Raw genomic sequence first — 24,445 nt, forward strand, 5'->3', positions numbered from 1 at the left:
CCTTCCTTGCGATATTCTATTGCTCGTTCTCTGTATTTTATTGGATAACTCATATCTCCATTATACTACTTCGATTTGTGCTTTTTCAAGTACTATCACTATAATCAACATCAGGCCCAAAGTATAGAGAAATGTTTTAGGGAAAATCTTTAATTTTTTCATTGGCTGTCCTCAAGTTTATATCCGATCCCTTTGACCGTTTTAATACAGTCCAGGTGTAACTTCTTTCGCAGGTTCTTGATGTAGGTATCAACCAGCCGGTCAAGCACATAGGAGTTATCGCCTCATACACCATCCAGAATTTGTGTTCGGGATAGCACCAGCCCTTGATGCTCAACCAGCAATTTCAGCAGATCAAGTTCTTTTGCGGTGACTTCCAATTCTCCGCTGGCATCATGGGCGGAATAGCCGGAGAAATTGACAGTCAGATCGCCGTATGTCCATACGTCTACCTTTTCAGCCGGATTGCTCCGGCGCAACAGAGCGGTGATCCGCTTTCCCAGGATGACCATAGAAAACGGCTTTGTCATGTAGTCATCGGCCTGCCCGTCAAAGCTGGCGGCTTGGGTTTGTTCGTCCTCCATAGCCGTGAGCATGAGTACCGGAACTTGGCTCGTTTTGCGGATGGAATTTAGGACGGCCAGCCCTGTGATGGTGGGCAACATAATATCCAGCACAACAAGATCAATTTTATTTTCAGAAAACAGGGTTATTGCTTCGTCACCATCAAAAGCGGAGATTGTGTGGTGTCCAGCGTCTTGCAGATATTCACAGACGGCCTCGTTGGTATCAATATCATCCTCAACGATTAGTAAAGTTGCCATTGGCGCACCTCCTTCGGCATAGTGTAACATGGCAATGTGGAGAGAGTATGGAATTTTCTATCTTTTTCAAATTATCGGCATCAAAATATTGGCGGTTAAGCCAGCAGCGGCCCAGGCATTATCCCCAGGCCGCTGCCGATTTTTATTGCAGCTTCTCCAAAAACATCTGCCGCTGTGCAGTGATCCGCTCCTGTTCAGCCTTGGTGATTTCCCCACTGGCGGTGATCGCTTTGTGTTCCAGATACCCGGTGAAGCAGTCCAGAAGCACATCCCGCATGATCTCCGGTGTAGCGCACAGTTCCTCGCCTGCCCAGGTGTTGGCTCTGGAATCCCATTCCAGCACTGTGTAGCCGTGAGAGGTCATGACTATTTCATATCGGATGTCCTCGGTAAGCTAGTCCTTGAAAACCTCCATCACTTTCTCAAAGGTCAGCACCAGCCCCGCCCCCTCAAGCATAAACCAGATCGGCCAGGATGATCTCGTCAGCTCGTGCCCAGCAGTAATTGACCAGACCTACCCACGCCATCTGGTCACGGGCTTTCAATTCCTCGGTCACGCCAGCGGCTTTCATCAACTGCGGCAGGAGCGTGTCCACGCGTTGCTCCGCCATCCGCTCGATGCCCTTCAGATGATCGGCCAGCTTGCCGCTGTTCACCAGCACCATCCACAGTCCGGGCTTATACTCCCGGAGGTAGTCGCGCCGAAGAGGGCGGTATCCGTAAGACAGTCGCAAGAAAAATCAATAAATGGCAGACTGTCAGACAGAATTGGGAAAAGCAGATGCACCAGCTTCTATATGCGGGCATCTGCTTTGCTTTTTATTCCTTAGCGTATTTGACAAGGGCATAATAACACGACACTTAAAGAATGGAGCCAACCTACACGAAACCGCCACTATTGGGGAAACTCAAAGCGGCGGTTTTTTCTGTGATATGGCCGGGGCCCACTGGGGGCCACCCTGTTTTGGTTATCAAAGCGGCCCCCAGCAGACCCCGGCCATTCCACCCGAAAAGACAAATTATCTCCATAGCAACTTTGAGACAAAATGTCCCAAAGCTATCGTTGTCCCCGCGCATTTTTGCATAGTGGCTCTGGTGGTATATCCCCCGTCGCCGCCTACTATTGAGCACAGGCGGGAGTGGGCAGTCAAGGATGCGTAGCACCGCCGCTTGCGGCGGCTTGCCCTTGACGGTCTGCCCCGGCTGTGCTATCCCTCCGGCGCGGCGGGGGATATATCCTCCAGAGCCGCCCCCTTTCCCATGAATGGGAAAGGGGGGGATAGGGGTGAACGCGCTGTAAAAATCGCTTATTTTCCACGGCTGGACTGTTAGCATTTAGGCGTTTGAAAGCCGCTTGTATTAAGGGTTTCCGGGCGTGTTTGGCAAGGGGGTGGTATGTTTATATGTTCTGCGCCCTATTCGTTCCACAAATGCTAACATTGAGGGTTCCTGCTTTGGGACATTTTATCTCAAAGATAGAGGTTACCTCATATTCAGTCGTAAAGAAAAATGGGAACAAGTGCATGATATATTGATAGTAAGCGAAATAGGTGTAAAATAAATCAAGGCAGATGTTCTCAAAAAGCTCCAGAAAAATTTCAGTGTTTTTTCATTTTTTAACGTACTATATATGACCGGTCAATCAACACAGGAGGTGAAGTTTTTGAATGATGAAAAAATAATAACAGCCATCAAAAATCGAAACGAAGCAGCGATTACCGAGACAATCACAAAGTATTCTAAGCTGTTATGGTCGGTGGCAGAGGCAGTTTTGAGCCATATCGGGTCAGTTCAAGATGTGGAGGAATGTGTTGCTGATACATTCATCTACGTATGGGAACATCCGGAAAGATTCGATCACCAGCGGGGAAAACTGAAAACCTGGCTGTCTATCGTTGCCCGCACACAGGCTGTGAACCGATATCGGGAAATTACAAAGCGCAATACACTCCCTCTGGAAGATACAGACTTTATCGACCAGCTCAGTGTTGTGGATGCCGTTCTGGAGGCGGAGACACGCAAAGCCTTGCTCGCGGCAGTCAACGCTCTTGGTGAACCGGATCGTGAAATTTTGATTCGCCGGTATTGCTACAATCAAAAGCCCAAAGAAATCGCGCTGGCGCTGGATATGAGTGTGAAACAAATCGACAACCGGCTGTACCAAACAAAACGGAGATTGCGTGAGATGCTTACGCGCTCAGAAGGAGGACAATATGAGTTCTTTCAGTAAAACAAATTTGCAGAACATAAAAGATATTTTCGAGGAAAAAACCGGCGCTGAATTGGTATCCCGCCGCCGTCCTATCGGAGTCTCTGTGCTTATGGCGGCTGTGATGGTGTGTTGCCTCACAACGACTGCCTTTGCGGTCAGCCTGTTTTCTTCTTTGGACGGAGATGATTTGAGCCTTTCCGCCACCTATGAGGGGAATGGCCTCGTATCCATTCAAGTAGAAAACCGATCAAATAAAAATCTGAGTTTCCAGCCGCAGTTGAGACTGATGCAATGGTCTACCGCCGAAGAAATCGTTCCAACCTCTGGCGAGACTGTATTCAGCGGCACTGAGTTCGGAGCGCATACCAGCGGCGTGATGACGGTGGATCTCTCCCAAGCGTACAACATGGATGTGCTGGAACAGCCGCTCACCGATGACCATTATTATTTCGTGCTGACGAACAACAATTTTGTGTTTGGACAGGACTGGATGTGTTCTGTTTCTTTTGCGGAGCCAATCAAAACGGTGGTAGAGACGCCGCTCCCCATTCCTGCTGCCGAGGCCGACAGAGAACTGGCTGCACAAATTATGGAGGAACTGCGGCCTTATTTTGAAACCTATCCTGCCAATATCGACGAGCGGAGAGAGGCCGCGGGCAGTTACCTTCAGAAATGCCAAGAACTGTTGACCACACTGGATCGGGATGTAGTCCCCGCAGTAGAGGCTCCCCTGGCGATTGACGGGCTAAACCCGGAGGTTATCTTTGATGGGACTGCTCCTCTGGAGACACAACACTGGCTGACCGGTCTGCACTGGCGCAGCCTTGATGGCTATGGCATCCCGGTTGGCTCTACCGAAGGCGAAAGAGCCTTGGTTTTGAGCGCGTATGTTCCCCAGCACAAAGGAGAGGTTGATGGCGGCGTAGATATCCCCCTGCTTTACTTCCTTACCTACAATGTGAAGGACATTCAAAGTCCAGAGGATATTGCCTTTATCCACGGACAGCTCATGACTTTTGGTGAACTGGAGCAGTACAAAGTATATGAAGATGAGCAGTATGTCTGCTACGAGGTGACTGACCTGTTTTACACAAATCTCCGCCAGCATACGGAGAGCATGGTCAGCCAGCGGAGCGACATCTACTTTGATGAACAGATTTGGAGGCGCGTGGAGAATATCTATAACTACTACAAGGACAGGGATGTCTTGAACAGCCGTTTTTACTACAATCTTCCCACTGAATAATGATGGAATAGACATCCAGTTCCCTCCGTTATTTTCAGTAGCCGCTATCGTTAATAAGTACGAATAAATTTCCCTCAGCTTTGGGACATTTTGTCCCAAAGCTGAGGGAATAGACAGCGATATAAAAGTATGCTATACTTGATTTCCAAGCAAATAGATAAATCAGAAGTTTGTGGAGGGACATATGTTTCTTGTAATATATAATTCATTTAGAATGGAAATGAACTCCGGCACAATTTTAGGTTACTTTTTGCAAGCTGTACCGATTACGATTGTTGTTGGGATTTTGTATGCAGTTTGCAGATTAGTATTCTTAAAGCAAAGGAACGGCAATATTGCATGGATGTCAGAAACGATGCGGTTGCTGTTTGTGTGTTATCTGACCGGACTGTGCAGCCTTGTTATCCTGCCAATAGGTTTTTGGCTGGACATTTTTGATGGTATTTTTTTCGGCTGGTGGGAAGAAATGGTGCCGCTTTTTAAGCTCGGTGAGATTAACTTGATACCTACTATCGTGAAGTGTCTAAGTGGTGAATACTCTCTCGGCAGTTGGGTAAAAGAGATGATTATCGGCAATGTTTTGATGTTTATACCATTTGGTTTTTTCCTCCCATTTGTCACCGAAAAGCTGAACAGCAAGAATATTTTTGCAATGGCCGCAGCAGTCCCGATTATCGTAGAACTGTTCCAGCTTATTCTCGGCAGAAGTTTCGATATTGATGACTTGATTTGTAACTTTCTGGGAATTATAATTGGCTTCTTTATTGCTGTCGGGATAAAAGCAATCAGAAGAACCACTTCAAAACAAGTCACCCCTCTTTTCTGTCCGCTTTTCTGGTGGTATATGAGAGGGCAACACTGGGGCCGGAAATAGTCGGGACGTATTTCCTACATAGTCCAAATGAAGTTTGGGACAAAATGTCCCAAAGCCGGGGCGGTATTTTTCACAGTGCCGCCCCCTTTTCATGCCTAGCGGCATCCCTCCCGCTATCAAAAAATTTTCCGAATTGATGTATGAAATGTATGCGGAACCCGAAACCTCCTACGGCGATATTACCCGGTATTTCACCGAGAATGAAATTCAAGTGTACGGGAAAACGCTGAAACGGGGATTTGTGGCGCAGCTCCTGCGGAACCCGGTTTACGTCCAGGCCGACATGGATATTTACGAACACTTCAAGGCACAGGGCGCGAAAATCGAAAGCCCCCCGGAATTGTTCACGGGCGATTATAGCTGTTACTTATACCAGGGCCGGGAGGGGGAGGAGAATATTCTTGTTATCGCTCCCCACAAGGGCCGTATCCCCTCGGCGCTCTGGCTGAACGTCCAGCACAAGCTATCCCAAAATACCACGTTCCAGAATGGCCGGAAATGTCACAATACATGGCTGGCGGGGAAAATCAAGTGTGGGTGCTGCGGATATGCATTAGTAGGTCTGAACGCCGCAAACGGGGTGACGTACATGAGATGCAGATAGCGCGTGGAAAACAAAAGCTGTCCGGGGCCCGGAACGCTGACACGGCAGGAACTGGAAAAACCGGTGTATGATGAAATGGTAAAGAAGATGCGGGAATTTCAGACGCTGAGGAGCGGCAAGGCGGAGGGGTACAATCCAAAACTCACCGCCGCCCGCGCCAAACTCGCCAAAATCGAAAGCGAGATTGAAAAGCTGATTGACACACTGACCGGGGCAAACCCTCTCTTGTTGCAATATGCAAATAGCCGGATTGAAGAATTGGACACAGAACGGCAAAAGCAGTTAAAGCTGGTGGCCGACCTCACCGCTAATTCTGTTTCAACCTCTCAGCTTGATAGCATATCGGGCTATCTGGAAAATCTAAAAATTTTTACTTCGCATTATACCATTGTCAAAGACGTTTTACTATGTTTGATAACGGTCACTACTTTATCCTTTTGGGAAACCTCGTCAAATATTGACATTTCAGCGGTCGGTGTAGTACAATAGCATTACAAGGGGGTGGCCTTATGTCCATGGACGCTACATTGCAGGTTCGTATGGATGGTCAAATCAAAAATAACGTCGAAGAACTTTACCGTAATCTTGGCACATCTTTTGCTGAAGCTGTCCGCATTTTCGCACAGCAGAGTCTTTTGGCGGGTGGGATGCCCTTCCGTTCCACCCTCAAATCTTGGGAGGAACTTACTGAAACAGATGAACGGTTGAAGGTAAAATTCCGTCATGAATAAAAAGTATCAGATTATTTATACTGGATCTGCTATCCGGGATATGGAAGAAAAGGTGGACTATATTTCCCTCAGCTTTCACGATCCTGGTTTGGCAGAAAATAGTACTTGAAGCTTAGGACGGAATTCTTGGAAGATTTAACTCAATTTCCCTACAAATACCCCCTTTATCATGTCCAGAAGTGGAGCGCTAAGGGGATTAGGCAATTCACGTTCCGCAATGATATAACTCTCTATTCTGTCAATGAAAAGGAACAAATAGTTTATATTTGGGCGGTATGTGCTAAGGGACGAGATTTGACGGCCCATTTGGAGGAATACACATAAAAATGCGGCGGCAGGAAACTCCTGCTGCCGTTGCCATCAGTTATAAATCAATTCGTGGCAGGTCATTTCTTCTGCCCTGTTCTTAACATTGTTCATCCATCTGACCCATTCCATACGTTGCCTTTCCCTTGGGAGGCAGGTCTTTTTTTGTAGTACACACGTGAGAAAATATGAGAAAATAGGGCTGCCTATTTTCAATTTGAAAGAAAAGCGGTATAATGGCACTGACAGACCCAGCGTACAAGACAGCGAGGTGGTCCAGCTATGCCGGAAAAAATCGGAATCTACATCCACATTCCCTTCTGCCGCAGCAAGTGCGACTACTGTGACTTTTATTCCCTGGCGGGGCGGGAGGACCGGATGGACCGCTACCTGAAAGCCCTTCTGGTCCATATCCGGGAGACCGCCTCTCTGGCCCAGGGCTATCAGGCGGACACCATCTACCTGGGGGGCGGCACCCCCAGCTATTTTGGGGAAAAGCGCCTGCGGAATGTGCTCGCCGAGGTGGAAAAGCGCTTTGACGTGGCCCAGAACGCGGAAATCACCGTGGAGTGCAATCCGGACAGCGTGGACAAAAAGATGCTGGCAAAGCTGCGCCGGGCGGGGGTAAACCGCCTGTCTTTGGGGGTGCAGTCCGCCAATGACCAGGAGCTGGCCGCCATTCACCGGCCCCACACCTTCGCCCAGGCGGCGGAAGCAGTGGCCTGGGCCAGACAGGCAAAGCTGAAAAACCTCAGCCTGGACTTGATCTACGGCCTGCCTGGGCAGGACCTGGCCAGCTGGCAGGAGACCGTCGAGCGGGCGGTCGCCCTCCAGCCGGAGCACCTGTCCTGCTACGGCCTGAAGCTGGAGGAGGGCACCCCTCTCTGGGGCCGGGCCGCCCGGGGGGAGGGCCTGCCTGACGGCGATCAGCAGGCCGATATGTACCTGTGGATGGTGCAGCGGCTGGCCCAGGCGGGGTACAAGCAATACGAGATCTCCAACTTCGCCCGGCCCGGCTTCCAGTCCCGGCATAACCTGAAATACTGGATCGGCCGGCCCTATATCGGACTGGGGCCGGGGGCCCACTCCGACTTCGGCGGACGGCGCTACTCCTTCGTGCGGGATCTGGACGCCTACGTCAGCGGTGTGCTGGAGGGGGGCGGCTGCATTGTGGACAGCTCCGACCTCATCCCGCAGCGGGAGCGGGGGGGCGAATATCTGATGCTCCGCCTGCGCACCACCCGGGGCATTGAGGAGTGGGAGTACCGCCGGGAGTTTTTTATGAACTTCGACCCCATCGAGCAGAAGCTGGAGGAGTTTGAGCGCCACGGCTGGGCCGCCCGGCAGGACCGGCGGTGGTACTTTACGCCCAAGGGCTTTCTGGTATCCAACCAGCTGATCGGCAGCCTTCTGGAGGCGCAGGAGGACGCCGCCCTGGACGTGCTCCTGCCCAAGCTCCGCCAGGAGCGGGAATCCGCCCCTCAGCCTCCGGAAAAGCCGCCGCGAAAGCCAAGAAAGGGGAAATAATGGCAGCCTGATTTTCCCCCGCCGCTGTTTACAAAATCTGCGCGGTGTGTTATGATACCAGTATTCTTTTACGTCCTGCGCGCCCGGCCGCAACAGACCCAGGCCGGGCGCTGTTTTTGATCCAAAGGAGGTAGCAATGAAACATATCCGGCTCAAACGGGCGGCCGCCGCCGGCCTGGCCCTGCTGATGGCCGCCGGCCCGGCGGCCATGGCCTCGGAGGCGCTGGGGCATGATATCCATGGGGGGAAGGTGGGCCTTGCCCCCGGCGCTGCCGTCAGCCGCCAGATTTTCTGGAGCGATACATATTCCGACCTGCGCACCGAGCGCTATCTCACCTACACCCCCAGTGAGGACATCGTCCCTACAGTGGCCTACGGAGACAGCGTCCTCAAGCGCCAGACCCTGTCCGCCATGGCCAAGACCCTGGAGGGGCAGGGCAAGCGGGTGGTAGGCGGCATCAACGGTGACTACTACGCCATGGCCACCGGATCCCCGGTGGGCCTGGTGCTCACCGACGGGGTGGTCCGCTCCGCCGCCGGACCCGCCAGCGCGTGGTATTACGGGGTCGGCTTCCGCTCCGACGGCACCGCCTTCATCGGCAAGCCCGCCCTGGCGCTCAAGGCCTCGTTTCACGACAGCACCTATCCCCTGGGGGGCGGCATCAATAAGATACGCACCGAGCTGGGAGGATATACCCTGCTTACCCAGGACTTTGCCGCCAGCACCCAGAACACCAGCCCCGGGGTGGATGTGATCCTCACCCCCGTGGTGGATCAGGTGGGGCAGGAGGTGGTGGACGCCGGGGGTTCCGTGCTGGTGCAGAGCAGCCAGCTCACCATCGGGGGCCGCGTCACCTGCACGGTAGACCAGGTGCTGGAGTCTGAGGGATCCATCCCCATCCCCGCCGGCAAGCTGGTGCTCACCATCAACGGCAAGGGGGACGCCGCCCTGATTGAGGCCCTCAAGGCCCTTCAGCCGGGGGAGACGGTGAGCTTTGACATCTCCAGCCCCGACGCCCGCTGGCTGGGCGCGGTGAACGGCATCGGCGCCCCCAGCCGCCTGCTCAACGGCGGCACCATTGACTACAACAGCTTCCAGGGGGACTCCAACGCCTCCGGCAACCGGGCCCGTACCGCCATCGGCCTGAAGGAGGACGGCACGGTTATCTTCTATACCATTGACGCCGGCGCCTCCGGGTACAGCGTGGGCTGCACACTGGCCCAGGTGGCCATGCGCCTGCGGGAGCTGGGCTGTGTGGAGGCTGTGGCCCTGGACGGGGGCGGCTCCACCACTTTGGGGGCAACCTATCCCGGCGACAGCGCCATGGAGATCCTGAACCGCCCCTCTGAAGGGGCCCAGCGGGCCAACAGCACCGCTATCTTTCTTACCACCACCCTGCCCGCCACCAACACGCTGGGCAGCTATTACGTCACACCCACCGACGCCATGCTCCTGTCTGGGGCCAGCATCCAGCTCAGCGCCGAGGCGCTGGACACCTCCTTCTACCCAATGGCCGGTACGGAGATGGTCTCCTACTACATCCAGAACGGGGACGGCACCGTCACCGCGGACGGACTGTTTACCGCGGGCGGGGAGAACAGCGTCACTTTGGTCACCGCCAGCGACGGCATTGTGGAGGGCAGCGCCTCCATGACGGTGGTGAAAACCCCAGACGCCATCACCCTGAGCAACGAGAAGACCGGCGCGCCGGTGACCAGCCTCAACCTTATCCCCGGAGAGCAAGTGGATTTGAAGGCCGCCGCCGTCTACCGCAAGCTCCCACTGCTGTCTCAGGACAGCTGCTATGCCTGGAGCTGTCCCGAGGCCCTGGGGGTCATTGACCAGGAGGGGGTCTTCACCGCCGGCAGCAACGCCACCAGCGGCATCATTACGGTCAGCGCCGGCGGAAAGTCGGTCTCCCTGCCGGTGAGCATCGCCGGGCATGTCTTCACCGTGGAGGACTGCGAGGCAGACGCCTCCGCCTTTACGGATACCGAAACCGCCTCCGCCGGGATTGAGACCAGCCTGGCCCATGTCCACAACGGCGTCCAGAGCCTGAAGCTGACCTATGACAGCTCCGGCGGAACCGCCGATCTGACGGCGGATCTCACCATCCGGGAGGAGGAGCAGTATCTGGGTGTGTGGGTGTATGGGGATGGATCCGGCAATACCCTGACCGCCGCCATCGCCGCCCAGGACGGCCAGGAGATCCCCGTCGTTCTCACCGGCCTGGACTTTACCGGCTGGAAGCATGTGTCCGTTACCCTGCCGGAGGGGGCGGCCAAGCTCACCCGCCTGTCCGTGGTCTACGGCGGCGGCGAGAGTGCCCGGGGCGTCCTCTGGCTGGATCAGTTTACCACATCCAACGAGCCGGAGCGGGACAGCGAGGCCCCTGAGGTCTCCGTCAAGGTCAGCGGCCGGCAGGTTACCGCCAGCGCCAGCGATAATATGGACCGCAGCATTCCCGGGGATCACGTCACCCTGACCTATGACGGCGCCGTGGTGGAGAAGAGCTGGGACACCGCCGCCAACACTCTCACCGCCACCCTGCCGGAGCCGGACGGCATGGCCCACCGGGTCACCGTCACCGTCACCGACAACAGCGGCAACCTGGCCCGGGCGTCGGCGGACATCGCCCCCGACCCGGGGCGGCAGAATGTCTTTGCGGACATGGCCGGCCACTGGGCCGCCACCTACGCCACCTATCTCTACCGCCGGGGAGTCACCAGCGGCACCGGGGAGATTTTGCTCTACAGTCCCGACCGGAACATCACCCGGGGGGAATTCTTTGCCATGACCGCCCGGTGGATGGACCTGGATCTGAGCCAGTTTGCCGATGTGGTTCTCCCCTTCGCCGATGTGGACGCCATCCCCCCCTGGGCCATGGATGAGATTAAGGCGATGTACAGTCTGGGCATCCTCAGCGGCACCGACAACGGAGACGGCCTGAAGGTCAACGCCGCCGCCAACATCAGCCGGGCCGAGGTCATGGCCATCCTGGACCGGACCCAGGCCCGGGGCTACGCGGCAGAGCCCCTCGCCTATGCTGACGCCGGCGATGTGCCGGCGTGGGCGCTGCACGCCATGCGCTCTCTGGTGAGCCAGGGGATTGTCTCCGGCTATCAGAACCGCATCAACCCCATGCAGCCCATCACCCGGGCGGAGGTGGCGGTGCTGCTCTACTCCATGCTGTAATCACAGGCCCGCAGGCTGCCTTTTCCGGCAGCCGGGCTGCGAGGCTTTTCCGACACGCTCAGCCTGAAAAGAATCCATGATTCTTTTCAGGCTGTTTGATTATACCGCTGAATTTACCGGGATTTCCTCCATTTCCCGCGGGGTTTTTGTGGGGAACATACCTTGCGTTCCAGGAGAGAAATTGCGTATAATCAGACCTGTGAAAAAATGAGTCAAGCGTTAAAGGAGTATGGACATGTATCGAATGATTGCGCTGGATATTGATGGGACCCTGGTGGGGAAGGACGGCCGGGTGAGCGCCGCCAACCGGGCCGCCATCGCCCAGGCCAAAGCCGCGGGGCTGCGGGTGGTGCTGTGTACCGGCCGGTCCTGGCAGGAGTCGGAGGAGGTGGCCGCGGAGATTGGCTGCGACCCGATGATAGTCTGTCAGGGGGGCGCGGCCCTGGCCGATCTGGAGCAGCGGCGCAATACCCGCCTGTGGGAGATCCCCCAAAACGCCGCCCTGGCCCTGCTGGCGCTGCTGGAGGACCAGCCCCTGGGCTTCGTCTACTTTTCCGGCAGCGAACTGCTGGTCAATCCCGGGTCTCTTGCAATCTTTCAAGCCTATCCCAGCGAGGGCTTTCACCGCGCCAAGCGGGTGGTGGAGCACCCCCTGCGGTATTTTCAGGAGGGTAATTTGCCCCTGAATAAAATTTTTGCCTGCGGCGACCCGGCCTGCTTCCCGCCCCTTCTGGAGGGGGTGCGGGCCCGTCCGGAGGTAACCCTTACCTCCTCCGCCTGGAATAACTTTGAAATTCTCCCCGCCGGTATCGACAAGGGGACCGGTCTGGCCGCCCTGGCGGCTGGCCTGGGCATCGGAATGGAGGAGATAATCGCCATCGGCGACAGCCCCAACGACATGGCAATGCTGTCCGCGGTGGGGATGCCGGTGGCCATGGGCAACGCCCCCGGCGAGGTGAAGGCCCTGGCCCGGTACGTCACCGCTGCAAATGAGGCGGACGGCGTGGCCCAGGCGATCCGCCATGTGCTGGGGCTGTGAGCGGCTTGCGGCAGGCGGCAGGACGCCGGAAATAATGGGCGCGGGACGGAAAATCCGCCGGCCCCCGTTGCTTTTTCCAGGCGAAGCCGGTATAATTTGGAGTATATGACTGACGCCCCGCATCCCAGCGGCCGCAGGGGCGGCGGAACAGCGCAATTCGGAGGTGTATCATGAGAGAAAAACGAGTGTTATCTATGGCGCTGTCATTGGCGCTGGCGGCGGGCATGCTGTCCGTCCCTGCCTCGGCGGCCCGGTTTACCGATATGCAGAACCACTGGGCCCAGGCCGATGTGGAGTATCTGAGCACCCAGGGCCTTGTGAGCGGATATAACGACGGCACCTTCAAGCCGGACGCCGCCATGAGTACCATTGAGGCGCTGCTCTTCTGCGCCCGCATTCCCGTTCTGGACTCCAATACCAAGCGGCTTATCGTCACCGACTGGACCGACGAGCTGCGCATGGTGCTGCCCGCGTCCATGATGTCCTGGGCGGCCAGCGATTTGTCCGTCTGTCTGGCCACCGGCATCATCTCCATGGACGAGCTGCGCTCCCTGACCAACCGGGACGGCCTGATGTCCGCCATCCCCCGGGAGGATGTGGCCAAGTACCTGGCCCGGGCCATGCAGCTGGCCCCCATGGCGGAACATCTGACCACCTATACGCTGGACTTTGCCGATACCAGCGCCATTTCCCAGGAGATACAGCCCTATGTCTATGTGCTGAGCAACTACGGCATTGTGAAGGGGGACGAGTTCAACAATTTTCAGCCCAAGAGCAGCCTGAACCGGGCCTCCATGACCTCTCTGCTGCGCCGGGGGCTGGAGTTCATGACCGCGCGGGGCATCTCAGTGGAGCTGCCGCAGTATACCACCAACAAGTGGGTAGGGGGCGTCATCCGCACGGTGCAGGCCAACAGTAAGGGCAATACGGTTCTCAGCCTGGCCAGCCCTCTGGGCACGATCCGCACCGTCACCCTCCCATCCAATGTGAAAATTTATCAGGACAACATGCTCACTACCGATTCGGCCCTGAAAAACGGGATCTATGTCCGGGTGAACCAGAATAACAACGGTACTGCCTCCAGTGTGCGCATCGGCGGCGCCCTCACCACCGTCAGCGGCCCTGTGGTGAGCATTCAGAAGGACAGCCTTACCATTCGGGAGGACGGGGTGGCCCGTACTCTCCCGGCTGACCGCTTCATTGAAATTCAAAACGGCAGTCAGGTGGGCGGGCTGGAGCTGCTGGACGCCTCCGCCGGCTACACCTCCGCGGAGTGCTTTGTGGACGCCATGGGCCATCTGGCGGCCATCCGCTTTTCCGGCGGCACCCAGGCGGAGGAGGGGATTCTCTCCGACGTGAAGTTCAACGCCGGCGGCGGCGCCCAGATTCAGCTCACCGGGGAGAACGGCACCCGCACCCAGTATGCCATCCCTGCTGGAGCCGTTGTGCTGGTCAACGGCTCCTCCGGGGCGCTGAGCTCCAGCCAGATCGGGGACTTTGTCACCCTGCGGGTGTCCACTGAGGACCGCACCCAGGTGTCCGAGGTGCAGATAGACACCTTGACCGAGTACATCCAAGGCTCCATCCGCACCATCAGCACGAAAAATTACGGCAAACTCACCGTGGAACAGGCACTGAAGGGGAAAACCACCTCACATTCCCTCCTCAGTGGCACCGAGGTGACCTACGAGGGCAACCTGGTGGACGTGAGCGATCTCCACAAGGGCGACTTTGTCACCATCCGTCTGGATGACGACGGCAACGCCCTCTACGTGGCCGCCTCCCCCGGATCCGTCACGGTGGAGGGCACCATCCAGGCCATTTTGTACGGCAGTCCCACCACCATTCAGCTGGCCCAGCGGGACGGTACTGTGGTGAACTATGACGTGGATCTCAACGCCCCGCCCCTGGTGTACCGGAATAAGGTGCGCACCACCGTTGACAAGCTGCGCAGCGGCGACGAGGCGGTCTTTACCATCCGGTACAACGCCGTCACCCGCATCGACGCCACCCCCAAGAGCGCCAACGCCTCCGGCACCATCCAGAAGGTGAGCCTGGACAACAGCGGCACTACCATTGAGGTCCTGCTGGACGACAACACCGCCGCCGCCTATCTGGTGGATGAGACCGTCTCCGTCACCCAGAACGGCAAGGCGGTATCTATTGACTCCCTCAAGCCCGGATTCAAGATCGACATGGTGCTGGAGGGCAGCCAGATCCTCTCCATTGAGGTCTCCCGCGGCACCGCCCAGGCCAATCAGCTCACCGGTACGATCCTGTATGTAAACCGGAGCGAGTGGGAGCTGCTGGTCCAGCGGGATGACAACACCTCCACCGCCCTGACCGTGTACGTGGGGGACGCCGTCATCCGCTCCACCGCCTCCACCAACACCACACTGTCCCTTAGCGACCTGGAGACCGGCGACGGCGTGATGTGCTTCGGCGCCTATGACGGCCTGGTCTTCCGGGCTACTCTGGTGCTTCTGCTGTAAGAACCTGTATTCATAACCGAAACTGCCGCCTGGGCGAGGGATTTCCCGACCAGACAAGGCAAATTTTCGCAGGAATACTGGATGTATTTCAAGAAAATTCAACGCAGTATGGCCGGAAAGACCCGCCCAGCCGGTCGTTTGAGGTTGTGAATACAGGATCTAAGGCGGCGGGCTGCTTGTTTCCCCCATCTCAGCGCTTTTGAATAACTGGTAAAGGATTGAAAGCATATGGCACAGGACAAAAAGGTGGAACAGATCACCGACATGGAGGTAGACTTCGCCAAATGGTTTACCGACGTGTGCAAAAAGGCGGAGCTCATCGACTACTCCTCCATCAAGGGCATGTTTATCTACCGTCCCTATGGCTACGCCATCTGGGAGAACATCCAGCATATTCTGGACGGCGAGTTTAAGAAGACCGGCCACGAGAATGTCTATCTCCCCATGCTCATCCCTGAGAGCCTGCTCCAGAAGGAGAAGGACCACGTGGAGGGCTTTGCGCCCGAGTGCGCCTGGGTGACCACCGGGGGCAGCGACAAGCTGGAGGAGCGCTACTGTATCCGCCCCACCAGCGAGACCCTGTTCTGCGAGCACTACGCCAACATCATCCACTCCCACCGGGACCTGCCCAAGCTGTACAATCAGTGGTGCTCCGTGCTGCGGTGGGAGAAGACCTCCCGCCCCTTCCTGCGCCACCGGGAGTTCCTGTGGCAGGAGGGCCACACCATGCACGCCACCGCCGGGGAGGCCAAGGCGGAGACCGAGCGGATGTTCAACATCTACGCCGATTTTTATAAGGACGTGCTGGCCATCCCCGTGGTGAAGGGCCGCAAGACCGACAAGGAGAAGTTCTCCGGCGCCGAGGCCACCTACACCGTGGAGTGCATGATGCACGACCGCAAGGCCCTCCAGGGCGGCACCAGCCACTACTTCGGCGATGGCTTCGCCAAGGCCTTTGATATCACCTTTACCGGCAAGGACAACCAGCCCCACCACCCCTTCCAGACCTCCTGGGGGGTGTCCACCCGGATGATCGCCGGCATCATCATGGTCCATGGCGACAACAATGGACTGGTTCTTCCCCCCCGGGTGGCTCCCATCCAGGTAGTTGTGATCCCTGTGGCCCAGCACAAGAGCGGCGTTATCGAGGCCAACCAGGCGGTAGTGGAGCGGCTGCAAAAGGCCGGCCTGCGGGTGAAAATGGATAGCTCCGACCAGTCGCCGGGGTGGAAGTTCGCCGAGTATGAGATGAAGGGCGTCCCCCTCCGGCTGGAGCTGGGCCCCAAGGACATGGAGAAGAACCAGTGCGTCCTGGTCCGCCGGGATTCCGGGGAGAAGCAGTTCGTCTCCTTGGACAGCATTGAGGAAACGGTGAAGCAGATGCTGGACCAGATCCATGACGGGCTGTACGCCAAGGCCCTGAAAAATCTGGAGGAGAACACCTACGCCTGTTCCTCCCTGGAGGAGGTCAAGGAGAAGATGGCCGCCCAGGGGGGATTCGCCAAGACCATGTGGTGCGGCGACTTGGCCTGCGAGCTGAAAATGAAGGAAGAGGCCGGGGTCTCCTCCCGGTGCATCCCCCTGGAGCAGGAGCACCTGGGCGACACCTGCGCCTGCTGCGGCAAGCCCGCCAAGCATATGGTCTACTGGGGCGTGGCATACTGACTTCTGTCTGTTCTGGCACAACCGGCCCCCGGCGGAACCATTCCGCCGGGGGCCGAGACTGTGAAAGGAGGGAAATATGGAATTGGCAGCGGGATCGGGCGCGGGCCCCCGCCGCCTCACACTGACGGTGGGGGCGCAGCAGGCGGGACAGCGGGTGGACACGCTGCTGCGGCGGACGCTGCGCCTGTCAGGGACCAGCGTAAAGCGGGCCAAGACGGCGGGAGGCATCCTGCTGGATGGACAGCCGGTTACCGTGCGGGCCCAGGCACAGGCGGGGCAGATTCTGTCTGTGCGGGTGGGGGACACGCAGTGGGATGATTCCGTCCTGCCTGCCCCCGGCGCAGTGGATATTGTCTACGAGGACGGGGACATTCTTATTCTCAACAAGGCCCCCGGCGTGGCGGTCCACCCTGGCCCGGGACATTTTGACGATACTTTAGGTAATTTTATAATAAATTATTACAAAATGACAAGCCAAGTTGCAAAATTCCGCCCGGTAAACCGGCTGGACCGGGGGACCTCCGGGCTGATGTGCGTGGCCAAGCACGCCCACGCCCAGGAGATTTTAAAGGGGCAGCTCCACACGCCGGCCTTTGCGCGGATTTATTTGGCGGTGTGCGGCGGGTGCCCTGTGCCGGAGGCGGGGGTGGTGGACGCCCCCATTGGCCGGAGTGCGGACTCCATCCTGCGGCGGGAGGTACAGCCCGAGGGCGCGCCCGCCCGGACCCGGTATCAGGTACTGAAAAAGGGGGTGCGCAGCCTGGTAAAGCTGGCCCTAGACACAGGGCGCACCCACCAGATCCGGGTCCACATGGCCCACTTGGGCTGTCCTCTTACCGGGGACTTCCTCTACGGACAGGAGGATAAAAGCCTCATCTCCCGCCCGGCGCTCCACTCGGCGGAGCTGGCTTTGGTCCACCCAGTCACCCAAAAATTCCTCCGCTGGACAACCCCTCTGCCGGAGGATATGGCGGCGCTGCTCAAAACATAGAGATGGAGCCGTCCTCCCCCACCAGAAGAAACCGGATGCCTACTTTTTGGATCTGCGCCAGAGCGGACCAGCGCTGGGCCAGCTCCAGGCTCTTTTTCGTGCGGGGAACCGCCACGGCGGGGAGGATGGTTTCATCCATAGGACAGCCGGTCATCAGCTGGCCAATGGCCTCCCGCATGAGGGAGTACTCATGAGACGGAGGGCCCGGCCGGCTCTTCTTGCTCTCCACGTATAAAGTCCGGCCATCTGGCAGAGCAATCCGGACATCGCCGGCTCCCGGCAGGGAGTCTACCAGGAGGGCGGGGGCAAATTGCCCGCTGCGGTAGCCCCCCTGCCAGCGGTGAAGGTCACCGTCTGCCTTGGTACAGCCCTGCTCCGATAAAAATCCACGGATATCAAAGTGAACCGTGTTCCCGGTTTTGATGTGCGCGCCGTCAATGGAGACGCGGACCTCCCGCCGGGTCAGGCGGCGGCGCAGATAGTACAGGGCGAGGCGCAGGCTTACCTCCGGTTCCGTCATGCGCGCACCTCCTGTCTGGTTGGCGGCAATGATAAGATTGTGGCCATGATACCACGCGGGGCGGCAGTCCGTAAGGCCGGCAGCGGGGAAAAACCGTTGCGGATTTTCCGCCGGTGTGGTAGAATAACCGCCGTCCATAGGTTTTTCTGTTGAACGAAGGAGAGAAATGAACGTGACCATTGAATTCAACCCCCAGGGGGTATGCTCCCGGCATATGAAAATTGACGTGGAGGACGGGGTAATCCGCGCCGTTGAGATACAGGGCGGGTGTCCCGGCAATCTTCAGGCCATCTCCCGGCTGGTGGTAGGGATGCGGGCGGAGGACGTGGTGGAGCGGCTGGAGGGCATCCGCTGCGGCGGCAAGCCCACCTCCTGCCCCGATCAGCTCACCCGGGCTCTGCGGCAGGCCCTCCCTCTGGAGAAAGCGCAGTAAATCAGACAAGCAGGCGCGGCGAATTCCATTCGCCGCGCCTGCTGTATTATTGGGAGACCGAGATAACCCGCGCCGGGCTGACGAGAAGGGAGGGGAGGAGGAGCAGGGCGCTGAACCAGTGGAACCCCAGGGCCAGCGAGGTGATGGGAGGATAGGGAACAAACAGCCAGACAGCCAGGGAAACGATAAAAGCGATCAGCCGGGGGATGACCGTTTTCTTTGCGGTAATCAACAAAAGAAGACTGACCATAATGCCGGCGGCGGCGCCCAGCAGAAGAAACGCCCCATAGACAGAAGCCCCGCTCTGACTGGTGAGATGAACTATGGACAGAACCCAAAGCTTCAGACGGGTAATCAGAGCGGGGTAGTCGACAAGAATCAGGACTGCAATGATAAGGGAGTACAGCAGCAGGTTGTACCAATGAATGTGTATTTTCTTTTTCATAATACCACCAAATTTTAAAAATGTACTTGAGAAAAATTGTTGAAGTAACAAAAGCACCATTTGGTGTATTACATAGGGTAAACCAAATGGTGCTTTTAGAGAAACTATTGAGTATCTAAAGTGAAAGGAACAGAGATGAAATAATCATCCACAACGAAACCGGTATCAGTCCAAATCTGTAAGTCTTTCACGTCGACAGATAGTTCCTGGTGAGATTTTGTGTAGGAGAAAGTGAGAGTTTCCGCAATGCTTTTTGGGGAGTTGGAATAAGATTTGTCCAGAGAACTCCATTTTGTAGTGTCGTTAGGACGGATTTTAAAAGCGACTCTGGATATGGAATAGTTATTATAGGTGGAGAGTTCAAGACGTACAAAGTATGGAGTGGCACTAGATGGGGCACGGTACAGATTGAAGGAGCCAGAACAGTGGTACTCAACGAAGACATCGTGATAACTGGAGAGCGGGATAGGTTCATCACCTGTTATTACGTCAACAAGATTATGATCCTTATCTAAAAGAATGGTAAACGGTGTCGAAGAGATCAGAACAGCTTCACTATCATCATACGATAGCAGGGGTTGCAGCGAATGCAGGAATGGCTAGGAGAGCAAATGTAACCATTAAGAGCAGCGCAAGACGAAAATGAGTGGCTAATTTTTTCATGGTAATGCCTCCTTCTATAAAGTTAGTTTTAGTTAAGCTATAGCTTGATAGTAGTATATCACGTAAAAAGAAAAAATGCAAGCAAAAAAATAATAAGCGCTATAAAAGATTTGGACGTCCTTTGACAAAATGGAGGGGTTGACATAGAACCCGCTCCCCTTCCTCCTGGATCCCTCCAGCCAGTCAAAGGAAAAGAAGAGGTTTAATTTCATTGGATTATTGACAATCTGTTCACAATTTTTTAAAATTGATATTGTAGAATGGGGGCGAATTAAAAGGGAGAGTGGGCGGTTTTACCTCATTCCTGAAAAAGGACGGAGGGCACATCCGGTAAAATTGACAAAATGTTGGCCCAAAATATAGAGAAAGCGGAGAATTGACAAACGAACACAGAGAGGATATCCTCTATATAAAAACATAAAGGAGTGGGGATCGAATGGAAGAGATGCCGAGTGTCCTGATGTCCTATCTGCGGGTCACGCAACATATGTCCCAGCAATTTCGCACCCATTTTGGCCGGCTGAACCTGACTTTCCCACAGGCGCTGGTGCTGAATGTATTGGGGGAGGAGGGGCCCATCCCCATCAGCGCCCTGGCGGAGCGGACGGGAAGCGCCAACAGCACGGTATCCGGCATTGTGGACCGGCTGGAAAAGCTGGGCCTGGCCCGCCGGGAGCGGTCGGAAAACGACCGGCGGGTAATCTACGTCTCCGCCACGGAGAAGTACCAGGCGCTGCACGAAAAGGCGGCCACCGATGTCAGCGGCTATTTTAACTCGCTGCTGGACACAATGTCACCAGAGGACAAGAACATGGTGGCGGAGGCTCTGCGCAAGCTGGACGCCGTGCTGGCGGCGGCCTGCGAGGGGCCAGGCAGGACTTAGAGCCGGTTTGTGTGTGAGAATGTAATGTGTAGAAACAGGTGGGATGCGGGGTTATGAGCAAGCGGAATCACTATGGTTATGCCGGGTACAGCGGCCGCCCCCGGGGCCAGGGGGCCCTGAAGGTGATTATTGTCATTCTGGCGCTGATTCTGGCGGCGGCGCTGGCGCTCTTCTTCTTCCTGGAGGACCATTTGGTCTTCTCTGGGGACGGGGTGCGTCTGGAGCTGCCCTTCGGCAAAGAGGAGACAGAAGAGGTCCAGGAGAGCGAGCCTCCGCCGCCCTCGGAGCCGCTGGTGATTGTCACGCCGGAGCCCACCCCCACGCCGGAGCCGGAGAAGCCCCTTCAGGCGGTATGGGTGGATCGGGCCGATGTGCTCAACGGCGCCGCGGAGGAGAAGGCCGAAGCGGCGGGAGCCAACGCGGTAATCGTTGACATGAAGGACGACGAGGGCACCCTGGGCTATGTGTCCGACCTGGAGACAGCCAAGACGGTAAAGTCCTCCGCCTCTGAGCCGGAGCGCAACAACGCCATTCAGGCCCTGAACAACGGGCCGCTGTACACGGTGGCCCGGGTGTGCTGCTTCCGGGACAACACAGCCCCCCGGGGGGACCGCTCTCTGGCCATCAAGACCAACAGCGGCTACAACTGGCAGGACGGGGACAAGATCCGCTGGATCAGCCCCACCAGCCCGGAGGCGCGGCAGTATGTGACCGATGTGTGTGTGGAGCTGGCGGAGCTGGGGTTTGACGAAATTTTGCTGGACTACAGCGCCTACCCCACCACAGGGAAGCTGAACTATATCAAAAAGGGGGCGGCTTACAACCGGGAGGAGTTCCAGGCTATTGTGGAGGACTTTTATGCCCAGGTGAAGGGGGCCCTGGCGGACTATCCGGAGGTCACCCTGTCCATCCTTACCGACGAGGGGGTTCTGGTCAACGGTGTGGACGAGACCAGCGGCCAAAGCCTGACGGGGCTGGCAGGCAGTGCCGGCCGGGTTTGGTGCCCCCTGGAAAACCTCAGCCCGGAGGAGGGGATCCAGGCCCTGGCCGCGGCAGGGCTGGAGGAACCGGAGCGGAACTTTGTGCCTGTGGTCTCTCAGGCCGGGGGCCCGGCGGAGAGCTGGGCCGTTATGGAGCGGTAGAGTAAACAAAACACCGGGCGGCGCAGGAGTTTTCCTGCGCCGCCCGGCGTACCGTCAGGGAGATCTGAGAAAGTCAAGAAGGAAGGTGAACCTAGCAGCATAAAAAGTACACAAAAAAGCTGGTCATTTTTTTGCGATTTTGGGGGCAACTGTAGAGAATTGAATGGAAATTAGAGAAAAAGGACAGGCAGGTCAAAAATTTAACAGGTTTTTGGGAAATGCAGGCGGTAAAGTTCCCAAAACCGCGGGACTCAAAAAGAATAGAGCAAAAAATAAACTTGCAATTTATTCATTTTTCAAGTATGATTCCAATAGAATTGGGGAAGTGTCTATGGTTTATGCGATGTGAAGAGATTGGAGAGAAAGGCGGTGAAAAAATGTCTTTGGAAGGAATCAAGCAAGTGACGCAGACAGAAGAGAGCTCCCAGCTGCGCAGGGCGGAGGCCCAGGCCCAGGCTAAGAAGACAGTGGCGGACGCCAGACAGGCCGGGGAGCAGGCTGTGGCTGCCGCCCGGACAAGCGCGGAGGCCCAGGTGCGGGAGTACATGAAAGCAGCGGAAGAGAAAGCGTCCAAGCACGCGGAAAAGGTTGTGGCGGAGACAAAGCAGGCCTGTGACGCCCTTCAGAAAGCGGCCCGGGGCCGCAAGAAGGACGCCGCCGCGTTAATTGTCAGAAGGGTAGTGAATGTCTGATGGCTATTGTCAAAATGAAGCGGCTGCGGCTCTTTGGCATGAGGTCAGACAGGGAAGACATCCTGCGGGTACTGCAGCACGCGGGCTGCGTGGAGGTAAGCGAGACCGCGGATAAGCTGGAGGACCCGGAGTGGGCGGGGGTGTCCCGCCCCGACGGCCAGGCCCTCACCGCGGCCAGAGAGGCCGGGGCGTCCGCCCTGTCCGCCCTGGAGGTGCTGAAAAAGTACGCGCCGGTGAAGGGCGGCCTGCTCAAGAGCCGCCCGGTCATCTCGGAGAAGGAGTTCTTTGACGACGGGGCCTACGCCGCGGCGCTGAAGACCGCCGAAGAGGTGAACGACGCCGAGCGGCGGATCCACGCCCTCTATGCCGAGCAGAGCAAGCTGCGGGGGCAGAAGCTGACGCTGGCCCCCTGGCTGGATCTGGACGTGCCGCTGGATACAGCTTCCACCAAAGAGATGGCGGTGGTGCTGGGCACCGTGCCCAACACCGTCAAGCTGGAGGAGCTCCAGGGCGGGCTGGACGCCGCCACCGATCTGCAGGAGCTGACCCACGTCAGCTCCGACACCGAGGCCCACTATCTCCTGCTGGTGTTCCACCGGGACGCGGAGGAGGCGGTGAACGAGGTGCTGAAGGAGTACGCCTTCACCCGGGCCGGCCTGCGGGGCTGGACCGGCACCGCCAAGGAGAACGACCGCCGTCTGGACGCGGAGATCAGCGCCCTGGCGGCAGAGACCGAGGCGGTGAAGGAGGGGCTGAGCAAGCGCGGGGGCGAGCATCTGGTGCTCCAGCGCTGCGCCGACCGGGCCGCCCAGGAGATCAGCCGGGAGGAGGCCAAGGGCCGCCTGCTGGACACCCAGTCCGTCTTCTTCCTGGAGGGCTGGATGCCCGCTAAGGAGGTCAAGGGGCTGGAGGAGTGCTTAAAACCCTATCTGTGCGCCTGGGAGACGGAGGACCCCGCCCAGGAGGAGTATCCCACCGTGCCGGTCCAGCTGGAAAACAACAGCCTGACCCGCCCCATGAGCATGGTCACGGATATGTACTCCCTGCCGGCCTACGGATCGCTGGATCCCAACCCCCTGATGGCGCCCTTTTTTATCCTGTTCTACGGCATTATGATGGCGGATATGGGGTACGGGCTGGTGATGATGCTCATCTCCGCCCTGGTCATCAAGAAGACCAAGCCAAAGGGGCCCACCGTGCGGCATATGTTCCCCCTGCTGGGGCTGTGCGGCGTGAGCACCTTTATTATGGGCGCCCTGACCGGCGGCTTCTTTGGCGACTTCCTGCCCCAGCTGGCCCATATCATCAACCCCAATACCACCTTTACCGCCCTGCCCGCCCTGTTCTCCCCTCTGGATGACGCGCTGGTGGTGCTGATGGGCGCGCTGGCGCTGGGCGTGGTGCAGATCTTTACCGGTATGGGAATCAGCATGTACAAGAAGATTAAGCGGGGTGAGACCATGGACGCCCTGTGCAATGAGGGCGCCTGGTATCTGGTGTTCCTGCTGGCCGGCGGCGGCATTGCCCTGGGCATGGTGGGCCCCGGCCTGATTGCGTCCCTGATTGTGCTCGTTATCACCCAGAGCTACGGCAAGAAGGGGATTGTAGGCAAAATTATGGGCATCTTCGGCTCCCTGTACAACGGGATTACCGGCTACTTCAGCGATATCATGTCCTACTCCCGCCTGATGGCGCTGATGCTGGCGGGGGCGGTGGTGGCCCAGGTGTTCAACCAGCTGGGCGCCATTACCGGCAACGTGGTTGCCTTTGTCATCATCGCTATGATCGGCAACGCGCTGAATTTTGCCCTGAACATCCTGGGCTGCTTCGTCCACGATATGCGCCTGCAGTGCCTGGAGTTCTTCGGCCGGTTCTACGAGGACGGCGGCGTACCCTTCCGTCCTTTGAACATCACCACAAAATTTGTAGACGTAGAAGAGAAATAACAAGGAGGAAATTA

24 protein-coding genes are annotated in these 24,445 nt (G+C 57.2%); 18 read left to right on the top strand and 6 right to left on the bottom strand.

Translation table 11 applies throughout. The annotated features are described in order from the left end of the window. Nucleotides 1-158: 158 nt before the first annotated feature. The 4 genes from D1159_RS20240 to D1159_RS13550 all read right to left on the bottom strand — a co-directional run bounded on the left by D1159_RS20240 (nucleotide 159) and on the right by D1159_RS13550 (nucleotide 1,558). Nucleotides 159-269 carry a helix-turn-helix domain-containing protein gene (locus D1159_RS20240; protein WP_347563694.1) on the bottom strand — a complete coding sequence of 37 codons (111 nt, stop codon included), beginning with the start codon at nucleotides 267-269 and terminating at the stop codon, nucleotides 159-161. 15 nt (nucleotides 270-284) lie between these two features. After that, complete coding sequence (locus D1159_RS13540) at nucleotides 285-824, bottom strand: response regulator transcription factor (RefSeq protein WP_347563695.1); 540 nt, start codon at nucleotides 822-824, stop codon at nucleotides 285-287. A 142-nt stretch (nucleotides 825-966) separates the two neighbouring features. Further along, nucleotides 967-1,188, bottom strand: coding sequence for a hypothetical protein (locus D1159_RS13545; protein ID WP_161846200.1), 222 nt, complete (start codon nucleotides 1,186-1,188; stop codon nucleotides 967-969). A gap of 85 nt (nucleotides 1,189-1,273) precedes the next feature. Continuing rightward, nucleotides 1,274-1,558: a TnpV protein gene (locus D1159_RS13550; RefSeq protein WP_161846201.1), complete on the bottom strand. Its 285-nt coding sequence runs from the start codon at nucleotides 1,556-1,558 to the stop codon at nucleotides 1,274-1,276. Nucleotides 1,559-2,487: 929 nt separating this feature from the next. Between D1159_RS13550 and D1159_RS13555 the strand changes: the two genes are divergently transcribed. The 12 genes from D1159_RS13555 to D1159_RS13605 all read left to right on the top strand — a co-directional run bounded on the left by D1159_RS13555 (nucleotide 2,488) and on the right by D1159_RS13605 (nucleotide 17,707). After that, nucleotides 2,488-3,054: a sigma-70 family RNA polymerase sigma factor gene (locus tag D1159_RS13555; protein WP_161846202.1), complete on the top strand. Its 567-nt coding sequence runs from the start codon at nucleotides 2,488-2,490 to the stop codon at nucleotides 3,052-3,054. Further along, complete coding sequence (locus D1159_RS13560) at nucleotides 3,038-4,282, top strand: hypothetical protein (RefSeq protein ID WP_161846203.1); 1,245 nt, start codon at nucleotides 3,038-3,040, stop codon at nucleotides 4,280-4,282. The genes D1159_RS13555 and D1159_RS13560 overlap by 17 nt, the downstream gene beginning before the upstream one ends. Before the next feature lie 184 nt (nucleotides 4,283-4,466). After that, complete coding sequence (locus tag D1159_RS13565; RefSeq protein WP_243152292.1) at nucleotides 4,467-5,156, top strand: VanZ family protein; 690 nt, start codon at nucleotides 4,467-4,469, stop codon at nucleotides 5,154-5,156. Nucleotides 5,157-5,292: 136 nt separating this feature from the next. Further along, entirely contained in the window at nucleotides 5,293-5,760 is a 468-nt protein-coding gene (locus D1159_RS19730) for a recombinase family protein (protein WP_279280097.1), read from the top strand. Nucleotides 5,761-5,763: 3 nt separating this feature from the next. Beyond that, nucleotides 5,764-6,249: a hypothetical protein gene (locus D1159_RS19735; protein WP_243152294.1), complete on the top strand. Its 486-nt coding sequence runs from the start codon at nucleotides 5,764-5,766 to the stop codon at nucleotides 6,247-6,249. A 20-nt stretch (nucleotides 6,250-6,269) separates the two neighbouring features. Then, the gene (locus D1159_RS13575) at nucleotides 6,270-6,491 is read left to right on the top strand and encodes a type II toxin-antitoxin system RelB/DinJ family antitoxin (protein ID WP_161846204.1); all 222 of its coding nucleotides are present in this window, start codon (nucleotides 6,270-6,272) and stop codon (nucleotides 6,489-6,491) included. A gap of 588 nt (nucleotides 6,492-7,079) precedes the next feature. Then, a complete protein-coding gene (hemW, locus tag D1159_RS13580; RefSeq protein ID WP_161846205.1) occupies nucleotides 7,080-8,324 on the top strand; it encodes a radical SAM family heme chaperone HemW in 1,245 nt (414 codons plus the stop codon). Between the two features lie 136 nt (nucleotides 8,325-8,460). Continuing rightward, entirely contained in the window at nucleotides 8,461-11,520 is a 3,060-nt protein-coding gene (locus D1159_RS13585) for a phosphodiester glycosidase family protein (protein ID WP_161846206.1), read from the top strand. Between the two features lie 235 nt (nucleotides 11,521-11,755). After that, the gene (locus D1159_RS13590; protein ID WP_161846207.1) at nucleotides 11,756-12,559 is read left to right on the top strand and encodes a Cof-type HAD-IIB family hydrolase; all 804 of its coding nucleotides are present in this window, start codon (nucleotides 11,756-11,758) and stop codon (nucleotides 12,557-12,559) included. 170 nt (nucleotides 12,560-12,729) lie between these two features. Next, a complete protein-coding gene (locus tag D1159_RS13595; protein ID WP_161846208.1) occupies nucleotides 12,730-15,051 on the top strand; it encodes an S-layer homology domain-containing protein in 2,322 nt (773 codons plus the stop codon). A 228-nt stretch (nucleotides 15,052-15,279) separates the two neighbouring features. Beyond that, the gene (gene proS / locus D1159_RS13600; RefSeq protein ID WP_161846209.1) at nucleotides 15,280-16,716 is read left to right on the top strand and encodes a proline--tRNA ligase; all 1,437 of its coding nucleotides are present in this window, start codon (nucleotides 15,280-15,282) and stop codon (nucleotides 16,714-16,716) included. A gap of 76 nt (nucleotides 16,717-16,792) precedes the next feature. Next, nucleotides 16,793-17,707 carry an RluA family pseudouridine synthase gene (locus D1159_RS13605; protein ID WP_161846210.1) on the top strand — a complete coding sequence of 305 codons (915 nt, stop codon included), beginning with the start codon at nucleotides 16,793-16,795 and terminating at the stop codon, nucleotides 17,705-17,707. Here the strand turns inward: D1159_RS13605 and D1159_RS13610 are convergent. Next, entirely contained in the window at nucleotides 17,697-18,227 is a 531-nt protein-coding gene (locus D1159_RS13610; RefSeq protein WP_161846211.1) for a hypothetical protein, read from the bottom strand. The two genes, D1159_RS13605 and D1159_RS13610, sit on opposite strands and share 11 nt — an antisense overlap. 172 nt (nucleotides 18,228-18,399) lie before the next feature. Here D1159_RS13610 and D1159_RS13615 point away from each other — a divergent pair, with 172 nt between their 5' ends. Then, nucleotides 18,400-18,660, top strand: a complete 261-nt coding sequence (locus tag D1159_RS13615) for a TIGR03905 family TSCPD domain-containing protein (RefSeq protein WP_161846212.1) — start codon at nucleotides 18,400-18,402, stop codon at nucleotides 18,658-18,660. Between the two features lie 46 nt (nucleotides 18,661-18,706). On the opposite strand, the gene D1159_RS13620 is transcribed toward D1159_RS13615, so the two are convergent. Then, nucleotides 18,707-19,105, bottom strand: a complete 399-nt coding sequence (locus D1159_RS13620) for a hypothetical protein (RefSeq protein ID WP_161846213.1) — start codon at nucleotides 19,103-19,105, stop codon at nucleotides 18,707-18,709. Nucleotides 19,106-20,204: 1,099 nt separating this feature from the next. Between D1159_RS13620 and D1159_RS13625 the strand changes: the two genes are divergently transcribed. From D1159_RS13625 to D1159_RS13645, 5 genes are all read left to right on the top strand, one after another. Next, nucleotides 20,205-20,651, top strand: a complete 447-nt coding sequence (locus D1159_RS13625; RefSeq protein WP_161846214.1) for a MarR family transcriptional regulator — start codon at nucleotides 20,205-20,207, stop codon at nucleotides 20,649-20,651. 53 nt (nucleotides 20,652-20,704) lie between these two features. Beyond that, nucleotides 20,705-21,793 (top strand): putative glycoside hydrolase, encoded by a 1,089-nt coding sequence (locus D1159_RS13630; RefSeq protein WP_161846215.1) that lies wholly within the window; start codon nucleotides 20,705-20,707, stop codon nucleotides 21,791-21,793. Nucleotides 21,794-21,956: 163 nt separating this feature from the next. Then, a complete protein-coding gene (locus D1159_RS13635; RefSeq protein WP_161846216.1) occupies nucleotides 21,957-22,142 on the top strand; it encodes a hypothetical protein in 186 nt (61 codons plus the stop codon). A gap of 28 nt (nucleotides 22,143-22,170) precedes the next feature. Further along, a complete protein-coding gene (locus D1159_RS13640; protein WP_161846217.1) occupies nucleotides 22,171-22,485 on the top strand; it encodes a hypothetical protein in 315 nt (104 codons plus the stop codon). Continuing rightward, the gene (locus D1159_RS13645) at nucleotides 22,485-24,431 is read left to right on the top strand and encodes a V-type ATP synthase subunit I (RefSeq protein WP_161846218.1); all 1,947 of its coding nucleotides are present in this window, start codon (nucleotides 22,485-22,487) and stop codon (nucleotides 24,429-24,431) included. The genes D1159_RS13640 and D1159_RS13645 overlap by 1 nt, the downstream gene beginning before the upstream one ends. Nucleotides 24,432-24,445 lie beyond the last annotated feature (14 nt).

Origin of the sequence: Pseudoflavonifractor sp. 524-17 (assembly GCF_009935845.1) — a bacterium.
Lineage (GTDB): Bacteria > Bacillota > Clostridia > Oscillospirales > Oscillospiraceae > Pseudoflavonifractor_A.